The organism is Variovorax beijingensis, from assembly GCF_007828835.1.
Classification (GTDB): Bacteria; Pseudomonadota; Gammaproteobacteria; order Burkholderiales; family Burkholderiaceae_C; genus Variovorax; species Variovorax beijingensis_A.
Window position 1 is genome coordinate 1 of sequence record NZ_VIVL01000027.1, and the last position, 17,636, is coordinate 17,636.

The window sequence follows — 17,636 nt, forward strand, 5'->3', positions numbered from 1 at the left end:
GCAAGATCATGCGGCGCCTGCTGCGCAGCATCGCCAAGGGCGAGGCCATCACGCAGGACATCTCGACGCTGGAAAATCCGGCGATTCTGGAACAGCTGGCGCAGAGGAACTGAGGCGCGCCTGGCGCTTCACATCAGTCGACCTTGATCGCTGCCGCCGCGATGGTGCGGGCCATCTCGCTGCGCTCGCTCGCGAGGTGGGCTGCGAACTGCGCGGACGTCATCTGCATCGGCTTGAATCCGGCATCGGCGAGCTTGCGCACGGTCTCGGGCTCGGACAGCACGGCGCTCATCTCGCGCGCCAGCCTTTCGACGATGGCCGGGTCCGTCTTTGCGGGCACGAGCAGGCCGTGCCAGGCCTCCACGTCCAGGCGCTTGAGCTCCGGCGTCTCGGACAGGCTGGGCACCTCGGGCAGGCCGGGCCAGCGGGTCCGCGATGTCACGCCGAACGCCTTCACCTTGCCGTCGCGGACGAAGCCCTGTACCAGCGACACCGGAAGGACCGCGAGGTCGATCTGCCCACCGGCCAGTTCGGTCAGCACCTGCGGGCCGGACTTGTAGGGCACGTGCACCATCTCCAGGCCGGCTTCCTGCTTGATCATTTCGGCCGTCACGTGCAGCCCGGTGCCCACGCCATCCGTTCCGAAGTTCAGCTTGCCGGGCTGGCTGCGGACCAGCCGAAGCAGTTCGTTCGTGGTGCCGGCCGCCAGGGTCGGCCTGCCCACCAGAACGAACGCCGAGGCCGCGACCGGCACCACCGGCACGAGTTCCTTCAGCGCGTCGTAGCGGTACGTGTTGGGCGACACGAGCGGCGCAACGTTGATCGGGCTCGCCACGGCGAACAGCAGGGTATGGCCATCCGGACGTGCGCGAATCACGCGCTGGGTGGCGATGGTGCCCGAGGCGCCGACCGTGTTCTCCACCACGACCGGCTGCTTCAGCCTTTCCGAGAGGCGGGGCATCAGCAGCCGGGCCGCGACGTCGACGCTGCCGCCGGCGGAGAACGGGACCACCGCGACGATGGGGTCGGAAGCGCCGGGGCCTGGCTGCGCGCCCGCCGCGAGGGCGAGTGCGAACAGGCCCAGGCCCAGGGCGCAGCGCAGCGGCGCCAACAGGACGGCAAGGGAAGACATGGGGTGACCTCGCTGGGGTTGGAAGAAAGTGGATGAAGCGGCGGCATCAACGCTGCAGCCAGGGCAGCTGGCTGGCCTGGTAGCGGTGGGTCTGGAACACGCTGTTGAGGCGTCCCGGCCCGGTCTTGCGGGCGGCCTCGTCCGGGTACTCGGCGAACCACGGCAGGATGTACTCCCACACCACCTCGCCGGCCGGCGTCACTTCGAACAGGCGCCCCGTTGCGGACTCGGTGATGTGCGTGTTCCCGTTGGGCAGGTGCTGCGCGTTGCCCATGAACGCCGTGAAGAAGGCATTGACCATCTCGTCTGCATAGGACCAGACCACCGCCTGCGTCGCGGGGTCGATCTCGACCACGCGCGAGAACGGCACGTGCGCCCCGCTGCGGAAGTTGCCGTTGTCGAACGCGAGGATGTTGCCGTTCGGCAGCGCCACCGGCGCATGCTGGTGCGAAACCACGCTCGGGGGGATATGCAGCTTCACCTCGCCGCTGGCCTTGTCGACGGCGACGATGCCGGCGGTGGTGCGCAAACTCATGAGCACGCGGCCTTCGCCATCCACGTCCAGGCCGTTGACCAGGGGCCAGTGGTACCGGCCGAAGCCGGGGTGGATCGGATGCTTCGACGGGTCCAGGTGCTCCCAGGCCTTCCATTCCCAGACCAGCTCTCCGGCGCGGTTCACTTCGCGGATCACGTCGCCCCACATCGGCTCGTCCGGGTGGTGCGCCGTGCCGCCTTTCACCCTGTCGGCGAAGCCCGCCGGCACCAGCTCGCAGGCGGCATAGAGCAGGTTGCCGTTGTCGAGCCAACGGGCGTCGTGATGGTGCCCGGGGTCCTCGAAATGCCAGACCACCTCGCCCTGCGGCGTCACCTCGGAGAAATCGCCGCCGTGCCACATCGACCAGGGCGCGTAGCGCTCCGGCGAATCCGGGTGGCTGCCGTTGTAGCCCATGTTGCCGTTGGGCAGGATCACCGCGTGGCGCCCGGCGCGCAGCGGCATCTTCCACTGGTGGACCACGGTTCCCTGCATGTCGATCAGGTAGACGTTGCCGTCGGCCGTCTGCGGCGCGATGAGCGTGTATCCGCCGGCCGAGAGCGCGGGATCGTGGGCGATCAGGCCGACGCCGCGGCGGCGCTGCGTGATCTGGTCGACGGTGGTGCTGGAGGTCATTGCGGTCCTTTGCATGTGAGTACGGATGCAATCTAGGCGCGAAGCATCGTCAAGAAAAGCTGTTTGTTTCGAACACCCTGTCAAACAAAACCGTACACTCCGCCGATGCTCGTCGTCTCGCAATCCTTCCGTTGCTTCGACGAGGTCGCTCGCCGCGGCTCGATCCGCAAGGCGGCCGAGTCGCTGCACCTCACCGCGGCCGCGGTGCACCAGCAGGTGCTCAATCTGGAGGCCCAGGTCGGCACACCGCTGTTTGACCGGCTGCCCCGCGGCATGCAACTGACCACCGCCGGCGAAATCATGCTGGCCGCCATCCGCCGCGGACAACGGGACATCGACCACGCGGTGACCCAGGTGGAGGACCTGCGCGCGCTGCGCCGGGGCCACATCAATCTGGCCGTGTCGCACTCCTCGGCCGAGCAACTGGTGCCCGACGCCATCCGCGCGGTGACGGCCCGCCACCCCGGCGTGACCTACACGGTGCGCACCGGCAGCGGCGAGCGGATCCTGAACTGGGTCGCCAACGGCGAGGCGGACATCGGCTATTGCCTCCGCCGCAAGCCGCCGCCGGGCGTGGAGGAGGTGCGGGCCTTCGCGCAACAGCTTGGCGTCGTGGCGGCGCCGGGGCATCCGCTCGCCGCGCCCGCGCGCGCCAGGCGCCTGCGCGATTGCCTGGACGCACCGCTCATCCTCATGACAATGGACACGGAACTGCGGGCAATGGTCGAACAGATCGGCCAACGCGAGCACCGGCCTTCGCGGCCGCTGATCGAGACCAGTTCGGTGGCCATGGCACGGCGGCTCGTGGCGGATGGCCTCGGCGTGAGCTTCCTGATCCCCGAAAACGTGGCGCAGGACGTGGCGGCAGGCCGCCTGGCCTGGAACGCGCTGGCCGACGAAGGCGCTCGCTCGCACAGTTGCCTCTACCAGCGCACCGGTCAGGCCACGGCGGCGGCGATGGGCATGTTCCTGCAGTATTTCGAAGCCGAGCTCTCCGCGATCTCCGGGCAATTCAGTCCGCCAAGGCGCGTTCGCGCCCGTCGAGCGTAGGGCTGCATGAGCGGGCAGGGCCAATCGTGCCTACATGCAGCGAACTTGCACCTGATCGCAGTTTCATGGGGTGTCGGTCACAGCAATCGCAATCCCCCGGGAAATCGAATGAAGGTCTGCGCCGGCTCGGGCACCTTGCCCGCCCTGGCGATCTCGGCGAAGCCCTCTTCCGTGATGCGGGTCACCGTAGCCACCTGCCATACGGCTTGCCGCGCCCGCGATCTGACGGCGGCGAACTCGGCCTCGATCAGGCCGATGGCCAGAAGCATCGAGACCTGGCGGACTTCCTCCGGATCGGTCACGCGGACGGGCAGCTGCACCCGGTGCAGCCTCAACAACAGAAAGAGCGGCATTTGGTTCTCCGATGGCCGGCTCGAGGGGATGCCTCGCATGCCGTCCGCTTGGAATGGTCAAATGTGAATTTGTCACATTCAATGCCGCCGCGGGAGTCAGAATAAGTCGATCGGCCGTGTCCGCCACCGCCCCTCGCAGGCGAGTCCTAGGCCGGGCGCAGGACCGAGGGATTGAGCGCGTCCTTCAAGCGCCCTGCGGCAAACTCGTTGACATGGTCGAAGGCGATGCCGAAGTAGCGCTCGTAGTTGTCGCGCTCGACATAGCCGATGTGCGGCGTGCACAGCGCGTTGGGCAGATGCAGGAGCGGATGTTCGCCTGCGCGCACGGGCTCTTCCTCGAACACATCCACGGCCGCGAAGCCCGGCCGGCCCGCCGCCAGCGCCCGTTCCAGCGCACCGGGCGCGACCAGTTCGGCGCGGCTGGTGTTCACCAGCAGGGCGCCGGCCTTCATGCGGGCCAGGTCTTCGTCCGAGACCATGCCCCGGGTGTGCTCGTTGAGCCTCACATGCAGGCTGATCACGTCGCTCTGTGCGAAGAAGGCCTCGCGCGAGGGCGCCACTTCGAAGCCGTCCGCGCGTGCCGCCGACGTCGAGCCCTCGCGTCCCCACACCCAGACCTTCATGCCGAACGTGCGCCCGTAGGCGGCCACCTGGCGGCCGATGCGCCCATAGCTCCACACGCCCAGACGCTGGCCGCCGAGCTGCTGGCCCAGGTGGCCCTGCCACCGGCCCTGGCGCAGGCGCGTGGCTTCCTCGACCAGATGCCGGCGGCTTGCCAGCGTCAGTGCCCAGGTCAGTTCAGCGGTGGCCGAACCTGCGCCGCTGCCTTCGGCCACCGCCACGCCGCGGGCCGTGCAGGCCGCGAGATCGACGTGGCCCGCCAGCTTGCCGGTCTGGCTGATGAGACGCAGCCCGGGCAGGCGCTCGAGCAGCGCCGCATCGATGCGCGTGCGCTCGCGGGTGAGCACGATCGCCTCGGCGTCCGCGAAGCGCGCGGCGAGTTCGTCGGTGCTCTTCACCGTGTCGTTGAAGATGCGGACCTCGTGCCCGTCGAGCTTGCCGAAGCAGTCGAGCGTGCGGACGCAGTCCTGGTAGTCGTCGGGGATGACGATGCGCATGGGGCGGCGCTCCTTCATTGCAGGGTGATGTTCAACTGCTCGACCGTGCGCTTCCACAGCGCGAGGTCGTCGCGGATCAGCGCCGTGAAGTCGGCCGGCGGCATGCCGCCGGGCTCGATGCCCTGGGCCTGGAAGATCTCGCGCACGTCGGGCGCATCGAGCGAGCGCCTGACTTCGGCATAGAGCCGCTGCACGACCGGCGCCGGCGTGCCGGCCTTCAGCAGCAGCCCGTACCAGCCATGCACGTCGAAGCCGGGATAGCCCTGCTCGGCGACGGTCGGCACATCGGGCAGGCCGGTGAAGCGCGACTTGGGCGCGACGGCGAGCGCGCGCAGCTTGCCCGCCTTGATCTGCGCGAGTGCCGAGCTCATGTCGAGAAACATGAACTGGATCTGGCCGCCCAGCAGGTCCTGCACCGCCGGACCGGCGCCTCGGTAGGGCACATGGACCGCGCGGATGCCGGCGCGCTGCACGAACAATGCCGCGCCCAGATGCGCAGAGGTGCCGTTGCCCGAGGAGCCGTAGGAAAGGCTGCCGGGCCTGGCCTTGGCCATCTCGACCAGCTCCTGCAGATTCCGGGCAGGGAAGCCCGGCTTCACCACCACCGCATGCGGAATGAAGCCCACCACCGTGAGCGGTGCAAAGTCGCGCAGCGTGTCGAACGGATAGTTCGGCATCAGCGCCGGATTGGTGACCGCGAGGATCGAGGGAAAGACCATCGCGTAGCCATCGGCCGGACCGCGGACGATCTCGCTCATGCCGATCACGCCGCCGCCGCCGGGCTTGTTGTCGACGATCACCGGCTGGCCGAGGCTGGGGGCCATGTTCCTGGCGATGGCGCGCGCCATCAGGTCGGTCGGGCCGCCGGCCGCGAAGGGCACGACGATGCGGATCGGCTTCGACGGAAAGGCGGACTGCGCGTTCGCGAGCGGGCTCAAGGCTGCGAGCGCGATGCCGGCGCCCGCAGCGGCGCTGAAGCCTCGGCGCGACATGCGATTCGGGTTCATGGTGTCTCCATTTTTTGTCATGCATCGGATCAAGGGGCGAGCACGGCCAGGCCGCCCGCGTCGCGCACGGAGGTCTCTCATTCCCGCTTGCCGGTGTGTTCCAAGCTTAGGACGCATACTCCGCCAGCGCACCTGCCTTCTTCCACTGCGTGGAATTGGGGCTGCCGCGAGGAGACATCGAATGCCCACACCCTCCAACCGCTCGCTCGAACGCGGAATCGAGATCCTGCGTGCCTTCCGGCCCGGCTCCACGCTGCTGGGCAACGGCGAGCTCGCGGAACGCACCGGCCTGGCGCCAGCCACCGTGAGCCGCCTGACGCAGACGCTGGTCGGCGCGGGCCTGCTCGAACACGACCGGGTCGCGCGCGCCTACCGGCTCGCAGCGCCGGTGCTGAGCTTCGCGCACGCCATGCGCACCGGCTCCACCGTGCTGCAGGTGGCCGCCCCGCGGATGCGGGCGCTGGCCGAGAAACTGCGCATCAACGTCGGGCTCGCGGTTGCCGATCGTTCCGAGATGCTTTACCTCGAATCGATCCGCTACAACAAGAAGGCGTCGCTGCGCAGCGTGGTGAGCGGACAGCGCGTGCCGATCGAGCTCACCTCGCTCGGCCGTGCCTGGCTGGCAACGGCGCCGGCGGCGCGGCGTGCCGAACTCACGAAGGAGTTCGAGGCGCGTCGCAGCAATTGGCCGCGGCTTCGCAGGGAGATCGACAAGGCCATCGAGAGCGTGCGCCGCCGCGGCTGGTGCGTGGCCTCGTGGCAGCCCGAGATCGTTGCGCTGGCCATGCCGCTGGCGCTTCCGAACGAGCGCGTGCACGTGCTCAATGCGAGCCTGTCCACCAGCGAGCCAGCGAATGAGGTGGCGCTCGAACTGGGTGCGCCGCTGCTGGCGCTCGGCGAGCAGATCACCCGCGAATTCATCGCGCGTGGCGGCAGCCTGGCGTAGGCCGTTCGTCGGATGATGGAGAGGCGCCTGCAGGACGGCGTTGACGAGGCTGGCATGCAGGTCCACCATGGCAAGGCCGCCGTCCGGAACTTCAAGGAGATCTCATGGCCGAGAGCGACAAGGTGTTCGCGGGTTCGATCCCGAAGTTCTACGACACGCTGATGGTCCCGCTGATCTTCGAGGCCTATGCCGCCGACATGGCGGCGCTTGCCGCGGCCTCCTCGCCCGGCTCGGTGCTCGAAACGGCGGCCGGCAGCGGCGTGGTCACGCGGGCGCTGGCACCGAGGCTCGGCGCCGGCGCGCGCTACGTGGTGACCGATCTCAACCAGCCCATGCTCGATTACGCCGCCAGCCGGCAGGGCCCCGACAGCCGCATCGAATGGCGGCAGGCGGACGCGCTTCACCTGCCGTTCGACGATGCCTCGTTCGACGTCGTGTGCTGCCAGTTCGGCGCGATGTTCTTTCCCGACCGGACCGCGGGCTATGCCGAGGCGCGCCGCGTGCTGAGGCCGGGCGGGCGATTCGTCTTCAATGTCTGGGACCGCATCGAGGAGAACGCCTTTGCCGACGAGGTCACCAACGCCGTCGCCGCGGTGTTTCCACACGACCCGCCGCGGTTTCTCGCCCGCACGCCGCACGGCTATCACGATGTGGCGCTGATCCGCGAGGATCTGAGCCGCGCAGGATTCACCGACATCGATATCCAGACGCGCGAGAAGCAGAGCCGCTCGCCTTCGGCCCGCGAGGTGGCCACCGCCTATTGCCAGGGAACGCCGCTGCGCAGCGAGATCGAGGCGCGCGACGCCAGCCTGCTTCAACTCGCGACGGACCGCGCGGCGGAGGCGATCGCCAGCCGCCATGGCGAAGGCCCGGTGGCCGGCAAGATCCAGGCGCATGTGATCGTGGCGTCGGGACCGGCGTAATCGGCCGGATATCGCGCCCACGCCGGGACAGCAGGTGAGCGTCGGCGACCGGGGCGGTGCAATCACTGCGGCCCACATCCAGGCGGACGAATGAGGCCGGAAGTCCCGATGCACAGCACAAAGGTAACGCAAGCATGACCGACGAGAAATCTCCTTTCGAGCCCGACGATGCAGCCGACGGCTCCGGCATGCGCAAGGGCCTCACCAGCTATGGCGACCAGGGCTTCTCGCTGTTCCTGCGCAAGGCCTTCATCAAGGGCGCGGGCTTCACCGACGCGGCGCTCGACCGTCCGGTGATCGGCATCTCGAACACGGGGAGCGCCTACAACCCCTGCCATGGCAATGCACCGCAGCTCGTCGAGGCCGTCAAGCGGGGCGTGATGCTGGCGGGGGGCCTGCCGATGGACTTCCCGACGATCTCGATCCACGAGAGCTTTGCCGCGCCGACCAGCATGTACCTGCGCAACCTCATGTCGATGGACACCGAGGAGATGGTGCGCGCCCAGCCCATGGATGCCGTCGTGCTGATCGGCGGCTGCGACAAGACCGTGCCGGCCCAGCTGATGGGCGCGGCTTCGGCCGGCATTCCCTCGATCCAGCTGATCACGGGCTCGATGCTCACGGGCGGCCATCGCGGCGAACGGGTGGGCGCCTGCACCGACTGCCGGCGCTACTGGGGCAAGTACCGCGCCGGCGAGATCGATGCGGAGGCAATCGCCGACGTGAACAACCAGCTGGTTGCGAGCGTGGGCACCTGTTCGGTGATGGGAACGGCCAGCACCATGGCGTGCATTGCCGAGGCGCTGGGCATGACCGTGCCGGGCGGCGCATCGCCGCCGGCCGTGACGGCGGACCGCATCCGCATTGCCGAACAGACCGGGGCCCAGGCGGTACAGATGGCACGCACCGGCCTGACGATCGACAAGGTGTTGACGCCCGAGGCCTTCGAGAACGCGATGCGGGTGCTGCTGGCGATCGGGGGCTCGACCAACGGCATCGTGCACCTCGCGGCGATCGCCGGTCGCATGGGCCTGGAGACCGATCTGGCCGCGCTCGACCGCATGGGGCGGGAAACGCCGGTGCTGCTCGACCTCAAGCCATCGGGCCAGTGGTACATGGAGGACTTCCATCATGCGGGCGGGATGGCCACCCTGCTGCGCGAACTGAAGCCGCTGCTGCACCTTGGCGCGATGACCGTCACCGGCCGCACGCTCGGCGAGGAGCTGGAGCGCGCGGGCCCTGGCTTCCAGCAGACGGTGGTGCGGCCGATCGGCAACCCGGTCTACCCCCAAGGCGGCATGGCCGTGCTGCGAGGCAATCTCGCTCCGGGCGGCGCCATCATCAAGCAGTCCGCCGCGGACCCGAAGCTCATGGAGCACGAGGGGCGGGCCGTGGTGTTCGAGAACGTCGAAGATCTGGTCCGCCGCATCGACAGCGACGCGCTCGACGTGACGGCGCAGGACGTGCTCGTGCTCAAGAACATCGGCCCCAAGGGCGCGCCGGGCATGCCCGAGGCCGGCTACATTCCGATCCCGCGCAAGCTGGCCCGCGCCGGCGTCAAGGACATCGTGCGGATCTCCGACGGCCGCATGAGCGGCACGGCGTTCGGCACCATCGTGCTTCATGTCACGCCCGAATCCGCGGCCGGCGGCCCACTGGCCCATGTCCGCAATGGCGACCGCATCCGCTTGAGCGTCGAGCGCCGGGAGATCGCATTGCTGGTGTCCGCGGAAGAGCTCGCCCGGCGCGCGCAGGAGTGCCCGGTCACCGCACCGACGGCCGAGCGCGGCTACCGCAAGCTGTTCCTGCAGACGGTGACCCAGGCCGACCTGGGCGTGGACTTCGACTTTCTGCGAGCCGCGAGGATGGTCGGCAAGGTGCCGCGCTAGCGTGGAGGCAGCCGAACACGCGCGACTGCCATCGCCACATCCACGATGCGCGCTACCCGTTCGCGCGCCTGCAATTGAAATTTATTGTCGGCGAAGCGGGCCCAGATACACAGGCATACGCAGGACCGTCGCCAGGCCGCTTCCGGGCAGAACAATCGCTCCACCACTTCGGATTCCAGGAGATTTCAATGATTGTTTCGCCCCCGTTGCCGCGCCGTTCGTTCCTCGCCAAGGCGGCGCTCGGCCTCGCTGCCACCCAGCTGACCTCGATCGTTCCCGCTTTTGCCCAATCCGCGGGCACATCGACCCTCCGGCGCCTCGAGCCACTCAAGAGCATCGACGCGGGCCCGCTCAACATCGGCTACCACGAAGCGGGCCCCGCCGACGGCGCCCCCGTGATCCTCCTGCACGGCTGGCCCTACGACATCCACATGTTCGTCGACGTCGCCCCGCAGCTTGCGGCCGCGGGCTTCCGCGTGATCGTGCCGTACCTGCGCGGCTACGGCCCCACGCGCTTCCTGTCGGCCCACACGCCGCGCAACGGGCAGCAGTCGGTGGTCGCGGTGGACATCATCGCGCTGATGGACGCCTTGAAGATCAAGACCGCCACCGTGGCCGGCTGCGACTGGGGCGCGCGCACGGCCTGCATCATGGCCGCGCTGTGGCCCGAGCGCGTGAAGGCGCTGGTGTCGGTCAGCGGCTACCTGATCGGCAGCCAGCAGGCCGGCAAGAACCCGCTGCCGCCTGCGGCCGAGCTGCAGTGGTGGTACCAGTACTACTTTGCAACCGAGCGCGGCCGCGCGGGCTACGAGAAGAACCGCCACGACTTCGCCAAGCTCATCTGGCAGCTCGCGTCGCCGAAGTGGAATTTCGATGCGGCCACGTTCGAGCGCAGCGCCGTGGCCTTCGAGAACCCCGACCACGTGGCCATCACGGTCCACAACTACCGCTGGCGCCTGGGCCTGGCCGAGGGCGAGGCCAGGTACCAGGCGCTGGAGGACCGGCTGGCCAAGGCGCCGGTGATCGGCGTGCCGACCATCACGCTCGAGGGCGACGCCAACGGCGCGCCGCATCCGGAGCCCGGCACCTACGCGAAGAAGTTCTCGGGAACCTACGAGCATCGGCTGGTCAGCGGTGGCATCGGCCACAACCTGCCGCAGGAAGCGCCCGAGGCCTTTGCCAAGGCGGTGGTCGACGTGGCCCGCGGCTGAGGCGGCGGTCCCCATGTGGAACATCGACCGGGCCTACATCGATGGCGCCTTCGTGCCCGTGCAGGGCAGCGAACGGCTGGAGATCTGCAACCCCGCCACCGAACGGCCCATCGGCACGGTGACGCTGGCGAACCGCGAGGATGCGAAGCGCGCCATTGCCGCGGCGAACCGCGCCCAGCCGGCGCTCGCGCGAAGCACCAGGGCGCAGCGCATCGACATGCTCCGGCGCCTCGAGGCCGCGGTGCTGGCGCGCACCGACCAGATCCGCGAGGCCACCATCGAGGAGTACGGCGGTCCGCTGGCCCGCTCGCAGTGGGTCAGCAACTACGCCTCGCAGTGCTTCGCCACCACGGCGCGGGCGCTGCACGACTATGCCTTCGAGCGCCGCCTGGGCGAGGCCACCGTGGTGATGGAGCCGGTCGGCGTCGCCGGCCTCATCGCGCCCTGGAACGCCGCCGCCGGAAGCATCTGCAGCAAGCTGGCTTCGGCCATCGCCGCGGGCTGCGCGTCGGTCGTCAAGCCGAGCGAGCTGGGCCCGCTGCAGGCGCAGGCCGTGACCGAGGCGCTGCACGACGCGGGCCTGCCGCCCGGCGTCTTCAATGTGCTGCTCGGGCGCGGCAGCGATGTGGGCGACGAGATCGCCACCAGCGCGGGCATCGCGAAGATCTCGTTCACCGGGTCCACGCAGACCGGAAAGCTCATTGCGCGCGCGGGCGTCGAAACCATGAAGCGCGTGAGCCTCGCGCTCTCGGGCAAGTCGGCCACGCTGGTGCTGGACGACGCCGACCTGGCCGCCACGTTGCCCCTGGCGCTGAATGCCGCCTTCATGAACAACGGCCAGGCCTGCGTGGCAGGCACGCGCCTGCTGATCCCGCGGACGCACATGAAGGCTGCCGTTGAACAGGTGCGGGCGGCAGTGGCCGCACTGCGCGTGGGCGATCCGCGCGACCCCGCCACCGCGGTCGGGCCGCTTGCGAGCCAGGCGCAGTTCGATCGCGTGCAGCACTTCATCCGCCGCGGCCTGGCGCAGGGCGCAACCCTCGTGGCCGGCGGCGAGGAGCGGCCGGACGGTCTTGAAAGAGGCTGGTTCGTGCGGCCCACCGTGTTTGCAGAGGTGCGCAACGACATGGAGATCGCGCGCGAGGAGATCTTCGGACCGGTGCTCTCGATCATCGGCTATGGCGACGAGGACGAAGCCATCGACATCGCGAACGACTCGCCGTACGGCTTGCAGGCCTATGTCTTCTCGTCCGACGCGCAGCGTGCGCTGCGCGTGGCCTCGCGGCTGCGGGCCGGCACCGTGCTGGTCAATCGCATCGCGCCCGAGCTGGCCGCGCCCTTTGGTGGTGCCAAGCAGTCGGGCGTCGGCCGGGAGTTCGGCGTCTTCGGCATGGAGGCTTTCCTGGAGCCGAAGACCATCGCCGCCGCAGATGGCATGGCATAAAAAAAGGAAAAACGATGAAAGCTGTGGTGCACTCCGCGCGGCTGTTCGGCTGGATCGCCGAAGGCAAGCTCAAGGTCCATATCGGCGGCGTGTATCCGCCGGCCGATGCCGCGCGGGCCCATGCCGACATGGCCAGCCGCGCGACCACGGGCAAGCTGCTGCTGGTGCCCTGAGGCCGAGGAGGTCAGGCGGCGCGCAGTGCCCGGGTTTCCGACGGCCGCTCGCCGAAGCGGGCGCGGTACTGCGCCGCGAAGTGGCCCATGTGAAGAAAACCGTACTTCGCCGCGACGTCGCGCACGCCGGCATGGCTCGGCATGCGCAGCTCGGCGCGCACCTTGTCGAGGCGCTGCTCGCGCAGGAATTCCATCGGGCCCATGCCCGCATGCTGACGGAACGCGAGTTGCAGCGCACGCGCGCTGCAACCGACTTCGCGGCAAACGTCGGCCAGCGACAAGGGCTGATCGGCGTGCGCCGCCATGTAGTCCTGCGCCCTGCGGACCACGCGCGGCAGCAGGCTGCGCTGGGCGTCGCCGGCCAGCGCGCGCGAATGGTTGTGCGCCGCGGACATCAGCAGGCTGGCCATCAGGTATTCCTCGGCATGCTCGGCCAGCCGGCTGCCGGCCTGCAGCGCGGTGCCGGTATCGAGCGTGAGCCGCAGGTAGTCGATGAAGTGCACCACCGGCGCCAGCGCGGGGTCGTCGAGCGGCACGCCGAGGTCGAACACCAACGGCTGCCTGAGGGGGGCCTGGAGCAGCGATTCGAGCCGCGAGAGCAGCGCGGAGCGGGCCAGCCGCACGATCAGGTGCGGGCTGTCGTCGGCCCAGCGCATCGACAGCGGCTCGGTCGGCGAAGGCAGCGAGGCCAGGCGCGGATTCGCGTCCACGTGCTGCGCGCCGCAGCGGATCTCGGCGCCGCCGCGCAACGGAATCTGCAGCAGGAAGAAATCCTGCAGGTAGCCCGGGTCGATCTGCACGCCCGGGCCGTACTGCACGTAGTTGAGGCTCACGTCCCGATGCAGCCGCGCGCTGTGGTGGCAGGCGTCGAGCTCGGTGCCGGGCCGCAGCATGACCAGGCCGTGCGGGCAGAACACGCGGGCCACGCTTTCGCGGGCCTCGTCCATGTCGTGGCTCTCGAAAAGCCGGTAGCGCTGCAGCGGCAGCGATGGGATCGTGGCGGTTTCCATGGGGCGAGGCCACCCTAGCAAAAACCATCCCCAGCCACAATTCGGACCAGCCCTCGCAAAAACCTGCGCGCCAGGGACAGGCGCTGCGTTTGCGGGATGCGCCGAAGGCCCGCGGCCTCGTAACGTTCGCTCCCACACAGGCCATCCCGGCCTGCCTGACCGAACCGAGGAGAGCAAGCGCCATGTTCAAGGGACTCGAGGGCAAGAGCGCCATCGTCACCGGTGGCTCCACACTGATAGGCGCCGGCGTGGTGCGCGCGCTGCACGCGGCGGGTGCGAAGGTCGTCATCGCCGACATCGATGCCGCCAACGGCCAGGCGCTGGCGGATTCGCTCGGCGCCGGCGCGCGCTTCGTGCGCACCGACATCACCGAGGACGCGCAGGTGCAGGCTTGCGTGGCCGAGGCCGCCGCGCGGCACGGCGGTGTGCACTTTCTCATCAACCTGGCGTGCTCCTACCTGGACGACGGCTTCAAGTCGCCGCGCGCCGACTGGCTCGCTTCGTTCAACGTGAACGTGGCGAGCGCGGTGGCGATGCTGCAGGCCGTGCATCCGCACATGGTCGCGGCCGGTGGCGGGGCGGTGGTCAATTTCACGAGCATCTCCTCGCGCGTGGCGCAGACGGGGCGCTGGCTCTATCCGGTGAGCAAGGCCGCCATGGCGCAGCTCACCCGCAACATGGCGATGGACCTGGCGCCGGACCGCATCCGCGTGAACAGCGTGTCGCCGGGCTGGACATGGTCGGCCGTGATGGACCGGCTCAGCGGCGGCGACCGCGCCAAGACCGACCGCGTGGCCGCGCCGTTCCATCTGCTCGGGCGTGTCGGCGATCCGGACGAGGTGGCGCAGGTGGTGCTGTTCCTGTGTTCGGACCATGCGAGTTTCGTGACGGGTTCCGACTACGCGGTGGACGGCGGCTATGCCGCCATGGGCCCCGAGCAGGCCGTGCCCGCCATTCCCAGGTTGATGGACTAGCTCCCCACGGAGCATCAAGGAGCAGATGAAATGAAGCGAATCGCCATCGTCGGCGCGGGCCAGTCGGGCCTGCAACTGGGGCTCGGTCTGCTCGCCGCAGGCTACGAGGTCACGATGTTCAGCAACCGCACGGGCGAGGACATCCGCCGCGGCAAGGTCATGTCGAGCCAGTGCATGTTCCACACCTCGCTGCAGATCGAACGCGACCTGGGCCTGGACCTGTGGGCACACGACTGTCCCACGGTGGACGGCATCGGGCTGGCCGTGCCGCATCCCGAGCAGAAGGGCGCCAAGGCCATCGACTGGGCCGCGCGGCTGAACTCGAGCGCGCAGTCGGTCGACCAGCGCGTGAAGATCCCGGCCTGGATGGAGTTGTTCCAGAAGAAAGGCGGCGAACTCGTCTTCAAGGACGCGGGCATCGACGAGCTCGAAGCCTGCACGCAAAGCCACGACCTCACGCTGGTTGCGAGCGGCAAGGGCGAGATCTCGAAGCTCTTCGAACGCGATGCGCACAGGTCCACCTACGACAAGCCGCAGCGCGCACTGGCATTGACCTACGTGAAGGGAATGGCGCCGCGCGAACCTTTTTCGGCCGTGTGCTTTAACCTCATACCCGGCGTCGGCGAATACTTCGTGTTCCCGGCGCTGACGACGACCGGGCCCTGCGAGATCATGGTGTTCGAGGGCGTGCCGGGCGGGCCGATGGATTGCTGGGCCGACGTGAAGACGCCGCAGGAGCACCTCGCGCGCAGCCAATGGATCCTCGAGACCTTCCTGCCCTGGGAGGCCGAGCGCTGCAGGAACATCGAACTGACCGACGACAACGGCATTCTCGCGGGCCGCTTCGCGCCGACGGTGCGCAAGCCCGTGGCCACCTTGCCTTCGGGCCGCAAGGTGCTGGGACTGGCCGACGTGGTGGTGCTCAACGACCCGATCACGGGGCAGGGCTCCAACAACGCGGCCAAGTGCGCCGACACCTATCTGAAGAGCATCCTCGCGCGCGGCGACGGCGCGGCCGATGCGGCGTGGATGCAGCAGACCTTCGACCGCTACTGGTTCGGCTATGCGCAATGGGTCACGCAGTGGACCAACATGCTGCTCGCGCCGCCGCCAGACCATGTGCTCAAGCTGCTCGGCAGTGCCGGCGCCGTGCCGCCGCTGGCCAGCGCCTTTGCCAACGGCTTCGACGATCCGCGCACCTTCTTCCCGTGGTTTTCGGATCCCGCGGAAGCGGAGCGCTACATCGAAACCTGCGCCGCAGTCGCATAAGCCGGAGCCAGCATGAAGCGACGCGTGGCCATCGTCGGCGCCGGGCAATCCGGCATGCAGCTTGCGCTCGGCCTGCAGCGCGCGGGGCACGAGGTGACGGTTTTCTCGAATCGCACGGCAAGGGAGATCTTCGAGGGGCCGGTGATGTCGAGCCAGTGCATGTTCGAGACTGCGCTGCAGACCGAGCGCGAGCTGGGGCTGGACTGGTGGGCAGGCGAGTGCCCCGTCGTGGAGGGCATCGGCATGGCGGTGCGCAACCCCGAAGGCGGCAAGGCCATCGAATGGAGCGCGAAGCTCGACGGCCCCGCGCAGTCGGTCGACCAGCGGCTCAAGATACCGGCCTGGATGGCCGAGTTCGAGAAGCGCGGCGGCCGGCTGGTGCTGCAGGAGGTGGGGCTCGCCGACCTGGAAGCCTGCGCTGCAACGCATGATCTCGTGGTCGTTGCCAGCGGCAAGGGCGAGATCTCGCAACTGTTCGAACGCGACGCGCAGCGCTCGCCCTTCGACCAGCCGCAGCGCGCACTGGCGCTCACCTATGCGAGGGGAATGAAGCCCGCTTTGCCGTATGCGCGCGTGTGCTTCAACCTGGTTCCCGGCGTCGGCGAATATTTCGTGTTCCCGGCGCTGACGACGACAGGGCCCTGCGAGATCATGGTGTTCGAGGCCGTGCCGGGCGGCCCGATGGACTGCTGGGCCGACGTGAAGACGCCGCAGGAGCACCTCGCGCGCAGCCAATGGATCCTCGAGACCTTCCTGCCCTGGGAGGCCGAGCGCTGCGCCGACATCGAGCTGACCGACGACAACGGCATCCTCGTAGGCCGCTTCGCGCCGACGGTGCGCAAGCCCGTGGCCACCTTGCCCTCGGGCCGCCAGGTGCTGGGCCTGGCCGACGCGGTGGTGCTCAACGACCCGATCACGGGGCAGGGCGCGAACAACGCGGCCAAGTGCGCCGACATCTACCTGAAGCGCATCCTCGAAAACGGCGACGCACCGTTCGACGCCGCCTGGATGCAGCAGACCTTCGACCGCTACTGGGAAGGCTATGCCCGCTGGGCCACCGACTGGACCCACAGCCTGCTCGCCGCGCCGAAGCCGCACTTGCAGAAGCTGCTGCAGAGCGCGACCCACATGCCCGCCGTGGCGAGCACCATCGTCAACGGCTTCGACGACCCGCGTGCCTTCGCGCCCTGGTGGTTCGATGCCGTTGAAGCCGACCGCTTCCTGGAGACCCGGGCGCGCGAGGCTGCTGTCGACCGCTTCGACCGGCGCGACTTCCGCAAGGCCCTCGGGCAGTTCAGCACCGGCGTGACTGTCATCACCACCCGCGCCATCGACGGCCGCCGCGTGGGCATGACCGCCAACTCGTTCTCCTCGGTCTCGCTGGACCCGCCGCTGGTGCTGTGGAGCCTCGCGCGGCAGGCGCCGAGCGTGGGCGATTTCACCGGCGCCAGCCACTTCGCGATCAACGTGCTGGCGGCGCACCAGCATCACCTGTCGCGCCAGTTCTCGACGCCGCAGGCGGACAAGTTCGGCGGGGTGGACTGCTGCGAGGGCACCGCCGGCGTGCCGCTGCTCAACGGCGTCATTGCCCGCTTCGTCTGCCGCAACGTGAAGCAGTACGACGGCGGCGACCACCTGATCTTCATCGGCGAGGTCGAGCGCTACGACCGCTTCGACGGCGAGCCGCTGGTCTTTCATTCGGGCTACTACCAGGTGACGACACGGCACCCGGAATGCGTGCAGTGAGCGCACGGCCCGCACCATCCAACCCTTGAACGGAGAAACCCGCATGCAAAAAAAAGAATCCGGCACCAGCCGCCGCATCCGCATCCAGGCCAGCGACGGCAGCGGCAGCTTCAGCGGCTACCTGGCCTTGCCACGCTCGGGCAGCGGCCCCGGCCTCGTGATTGCGCAGGAGATCTTCGGCATCAACCACACGATGCGCGAGGTGGCCGACTACTACGCCGAG

15 protein-coding genes and 3 pseudogenes are annotated in these 17,636 nt (G+C 68.9%); 12 read left to right on the forward strand and 6 right to left on the reverse strand.

All coding sequences use genetic code 11. From position 1 onward, the window contains the following. Window positions 1-133: 133 nt before the first annotated feature. Window positions 134-1,132: a Bug family tripartite tricarboxylate transporter substrate binding protein gene (locus FB547_RS32860; RefSeq protein WP_145747772.1), complete on the reverse strand. Its 999-nt coding sequence runs from the start codon at window positions 1,130-1,132 to the stop codon at window positions 134-136. A 46-nt stretch (window positions 1,133-1,178) separates the two neighbouring features. Continuing rightward, entirely contained in the window at window positions 1,179-2,300 is a 1,122-nt protein-coding gene (locus FB547_RS32865) for an aryl-sulfate sulfotransferase (RefSeq protein ID WP_145747773.1), read from the reverse strand. Between the two features lie 105 nt (window positions 2,301-2,405). On the opposite strand from FB547_RS32865, the gene FB547_RS32870 reads away from it, so the two are divergent. Next, window positions 2,406-3,350, forward strand: a complete 945-nt coding sequence (locus FB547_RS32870) for a LysR family transcriptional regulator (RefSeq protein ID WP_145747774.1) — start codon at window positions 2,406-2,408, stop codon at window positions 3,348-3,350. A gap of 77 nt (window positions 3,351-3,427) precedes the next feature. Here FB547_RS32870 and FB547_RS32875 read toward each other — a convergent pair whose 3' ends face one another. From FB547_RS32875 to FB547_RS32885, 3 genes are all read right to left on the reverse strand, one after another. Further along, window positions 3,428-3,703, reverse strand: coding sequence for a hypothetical protein (locus FB547_RS32875; RefSeq protein ID WP_145747775.1), 276 nt, complete (start codon window positions 3,701-3,703; stop codon window positions 3,428-3,430). 146 nt (window positions 3,704-3,849) lie between these two features. Beyond that, window positions 3,850-4,821 (reverse strand): D-2-hydroxyacid dehydrogenase family protein, encoded by a 972-nt coding sequence (locus FB547_RS32880; protein ID WP_145747776.1) that lies wholly within the window; start codon window positions 4,819-4,821, stop codon window positions 3,850-3,852. Window positions 4,822-4,835: 14 nt separating this feature from the next. Next, entirely contained in the window at window positions 4,836-5,828 is a 993-nt protein-coding gene (locus FB547_RS32885; protein ID WP_145747777.1) for a Bug family tripartite tricarboxylate transporter substrate binding protein, read from the reverse strand. Between the two features lie 181 nt (window positions 5,829-6,009). Here FB547_RS32885 and FB547_RS32890 point away from each other — a divergent pair, with 181 nt between their 5' ends. The 6 genes and pseudogenes from FB547_RS32890 to FB547_RS32915 form a co-directional block, all read left to right on the forward strand. Further along, on the forward strand, window positions 6,010-6,774 hold the full coding sequence (locus tag FB547_RS32890) for an IclR family transcriptional regulator (RefSeq protein ID WP_145747778.1): 765 nt from the start codon (window positions 6,010-6,012) through the stop codon (window positions 6,772-6,774). A gap of 104 nt (window positions 6,775-6,878) precedes the next feature. Then, a complete protein-coding gene (locus FB547_RS32895) occupies window positions 6,879-7,697 on the forward strand; it encodes a class I SAM-dependent methyltransferase (RefSeq protein ID WP_145747779.1) in 819 nt (272 codons plus the stop codon). A 134-nt stretch (window positions 7,698-7,831) separates the two neighbouring features. After that, window positions 7,832-9,586, forward strand: coding sequence for an IlvD/Edd family dehydratase (locus FB547_RS32900; RefSeq protein ID WP_145747780.1), 1,755 nt, complete (start codon window positions 7,832-7,834; stop codon window positions 9,584-9,586). A gap of 188 nt (window positions 9,587-9,774) precedes the next feature. Further along, on the forward strand, window positions 9,775-10,797 hold the full coding sequence (locus FB547_RS32905; RefSeq protein ID WP_145747781.1) for an alpha/beta fold hydrolase: 1,023 nt from the start codon (window positions 9,775-9,777) through the stop codon (window positions 10,795-10,797). A gap of 13 nt (window positions 10,798-10,810) precedes the next feature. Then, window positions 10,811-12,241, forward strand: coding sequence for an aldehyde dehydrogenase family protein (locus FB547_RS32910; RefSeq protein ID WP_145747782.1), 1,431 nt, complete (start codon window positions 10,811-10,813; stop codon window positions 12,239-12,241). A gap of 44 nt (window positions 12,242-12,285) precedes the next feature. Then, window positions 12,286-12,414 (forward strand): annotated as a pseudogene (locus FB547_RS32915) (zinc-binding dehydrogenase); the annotation flags it as partial. Window positions 12,415-12,425: 11 nt separating this feature from the next. On the opposite strand, the gene FB547_RS32920 reads toward FB547_RS32915, so the two are convergent. After that, window positions 12,426-13,424, reverse strand: a complete 999-nt coding sequence (locus FB547_RS32920) for an AraC family transcriptional regulator (protein WP_145747784.1) — start codon at window positions 13,422-13,424, stop codon at window positions 12,426-12,428. Window positions 13,425-13,606: 182 nt separating this feature from the next. Here FB547_RS32920 and FB547_RS32925 point away from each other — a divergent pair, with 182 nt between their 5' ends. The 5 genes and pseudogenes from FB547_RS32925 to FB547_RS32940 form a co-directional block, all read left to right on the forward strand. Next, window positions 13,607-14,398 carry an SDR family oxidoreductase gene (locus tag FB547_RS32925; protein WP_145747785.1) on the forward strand — a complete coding sequence of 264 codons (792 nt, stop codon included), beginning with the start codon at window positions 13,607-13,609 and terminating at the stop codon, window positions 14,396-14,398. 30 nt (window positions 14,399-14,428) lie between these two features. Further along, a complete protein-coding gene (locus FB547_RS32930) occupies window positions 14,429-15,667 on the forward strand; it encodes a styrene monooxygenase/indole monooxygenase family protein (protein WP_145747786.1) in 1,239 nt (412 codons plus the stop codon). A gap of 345 nt (window positions 15,668-16,012) precedes the next feature. Continuing rightward, window positions 16,013-16,429: pseudogene (locus FB547_RS33900) on the forward strand (styrene monooxygenase/indole monooxygenase family protein); the annotation flags it as partial. Window positions 16,430-16,888: 459 nt separating this feature from the next. After that, window positions 16,889-17,413: a flavin reductase family protein gene (locus FB547_RS33770; protein WP_223262507.1), complete on the forward strand. Its 525-nt coding sequence runs from the start codon at window positions 16,889-16,891 to the stop codon at window positions 17,411-17,413. 43 nt (window positions 17,414-17,456) lie between these two features. Continuing rightward, window positions 17,457-17,636 (forward strand): annotated as a pseudogene (locus tag FB547_RS32940) (dienelactone hydrolase family protein); the annotation flags it as partial.

What these genes read in the sequence shown, in the direction of transcription:
- FB547_RS32875 (WP_145747775.1), bottom strand. Translation starts at nt 3,703, where the DNA reads ATGCCGCTCTTTCTGTTGTTGAGGCTGCACCGGGTGCAGCTGCCCGTC.
- FB547_RS32870 (WP_145747774.1), top strand. Translation starts at nt 2,406, where the DNA reads ATGCTCGTCGTCTCGCAATCCTTCCGTTGCTTCGACGAGGTCGCTCGC.
- FB547_RS32895 (WP_145747779.1), top strand. Translation starts at nt 6,879, where the DNA reads ATGGCCGAGAGCGACAAGGTGTTCGCGGGTTCGATCCCGAAGTTCTAC.
- FB547_RS32900 (WP_145747780.1), top strand. Translation starts at nt 7,832, where the DNA reads ATGACCGACGAGAAATCTCCTTTCGAGCCCGACGATGCAGCCGACGGC.
- FB547_RS32865 (WP_145747773.1), bottom strand. Translation starts at nt 2,300, where the DNA reads ATGACCTCCAGCACCACCGTCGACCAGATCACGCAGCGCCGCCGCGGC.
- FB547_RS32890 (WP_145747778.1), top strand. Translation starts at nt 6,010, where the DNA reads ATGCCCACACCCTCCAACCGCTCGCTCGAACGCGGAATCGAGATCCTG.
- FB547_RS32860 (WP_145747772.1), bottom strand. Translation starts at nt 1,132, where the DNA reads ATGTCTTCCCTTGCCGTCCTGTTGGCGCCGCTGCGCTGCGCCCTGGGC.
- FB547_RS32905 (WP_145747781.1), top strand. Translation starts at nt 9,775, where the DNA reads ATGATTGTTTCGCCCCCGTTGCCGCGCCGTTCGTTCCTCGCCAAGGCG.
- FB547_RS32910 (WP_145747782.1), top strand. Translation starts at nt 10,811, where the DNA reads ATGTGGAACATCGACCGGGCCTACATCGATGGCGCCTTCGTGCCCGTG.
- FB547_RS32925 (WP_145747785.1), top strand. Translation starts at nt 13,607, where the DNA reads ATGTTCAAGGGACTCGAGGGCAAGAGCGCCATCGTCACCGGTGGCTCC.
- FB547_RS32885 (WP_145747777.1), bottom strand. Translation starts at nt 5,828, where the DNA reads ATGAACCCGAATCGCATGTCGCGCCGAGGCTTCAGCGCCGCTGCGGGC.
- FB547_RS32920 (WP_145747784.1), bottom strand. Translation starts at nt 13,424, where the DNA reads ATGGAAACCGCCACGATCCCATCGCTGCCGCTGCAGCGCTACCGGCTT.
- FB547_RS32930 (WP_145747786.1), top strand. Translation starts at nt 14,429, where the DNA reads ATGAAGCGAATCGCCATCGTCGGCGCGGGCCAGTCGGGCCTGCAACTG.
- FB547_RS32880 (WP_145747776.1), bottom strand. Translation starts at nt 4,821, where the DNA reads ATGCGCATCGTCATCCCCGACGACTACCAGGACTGCGTCCGCACGCTC.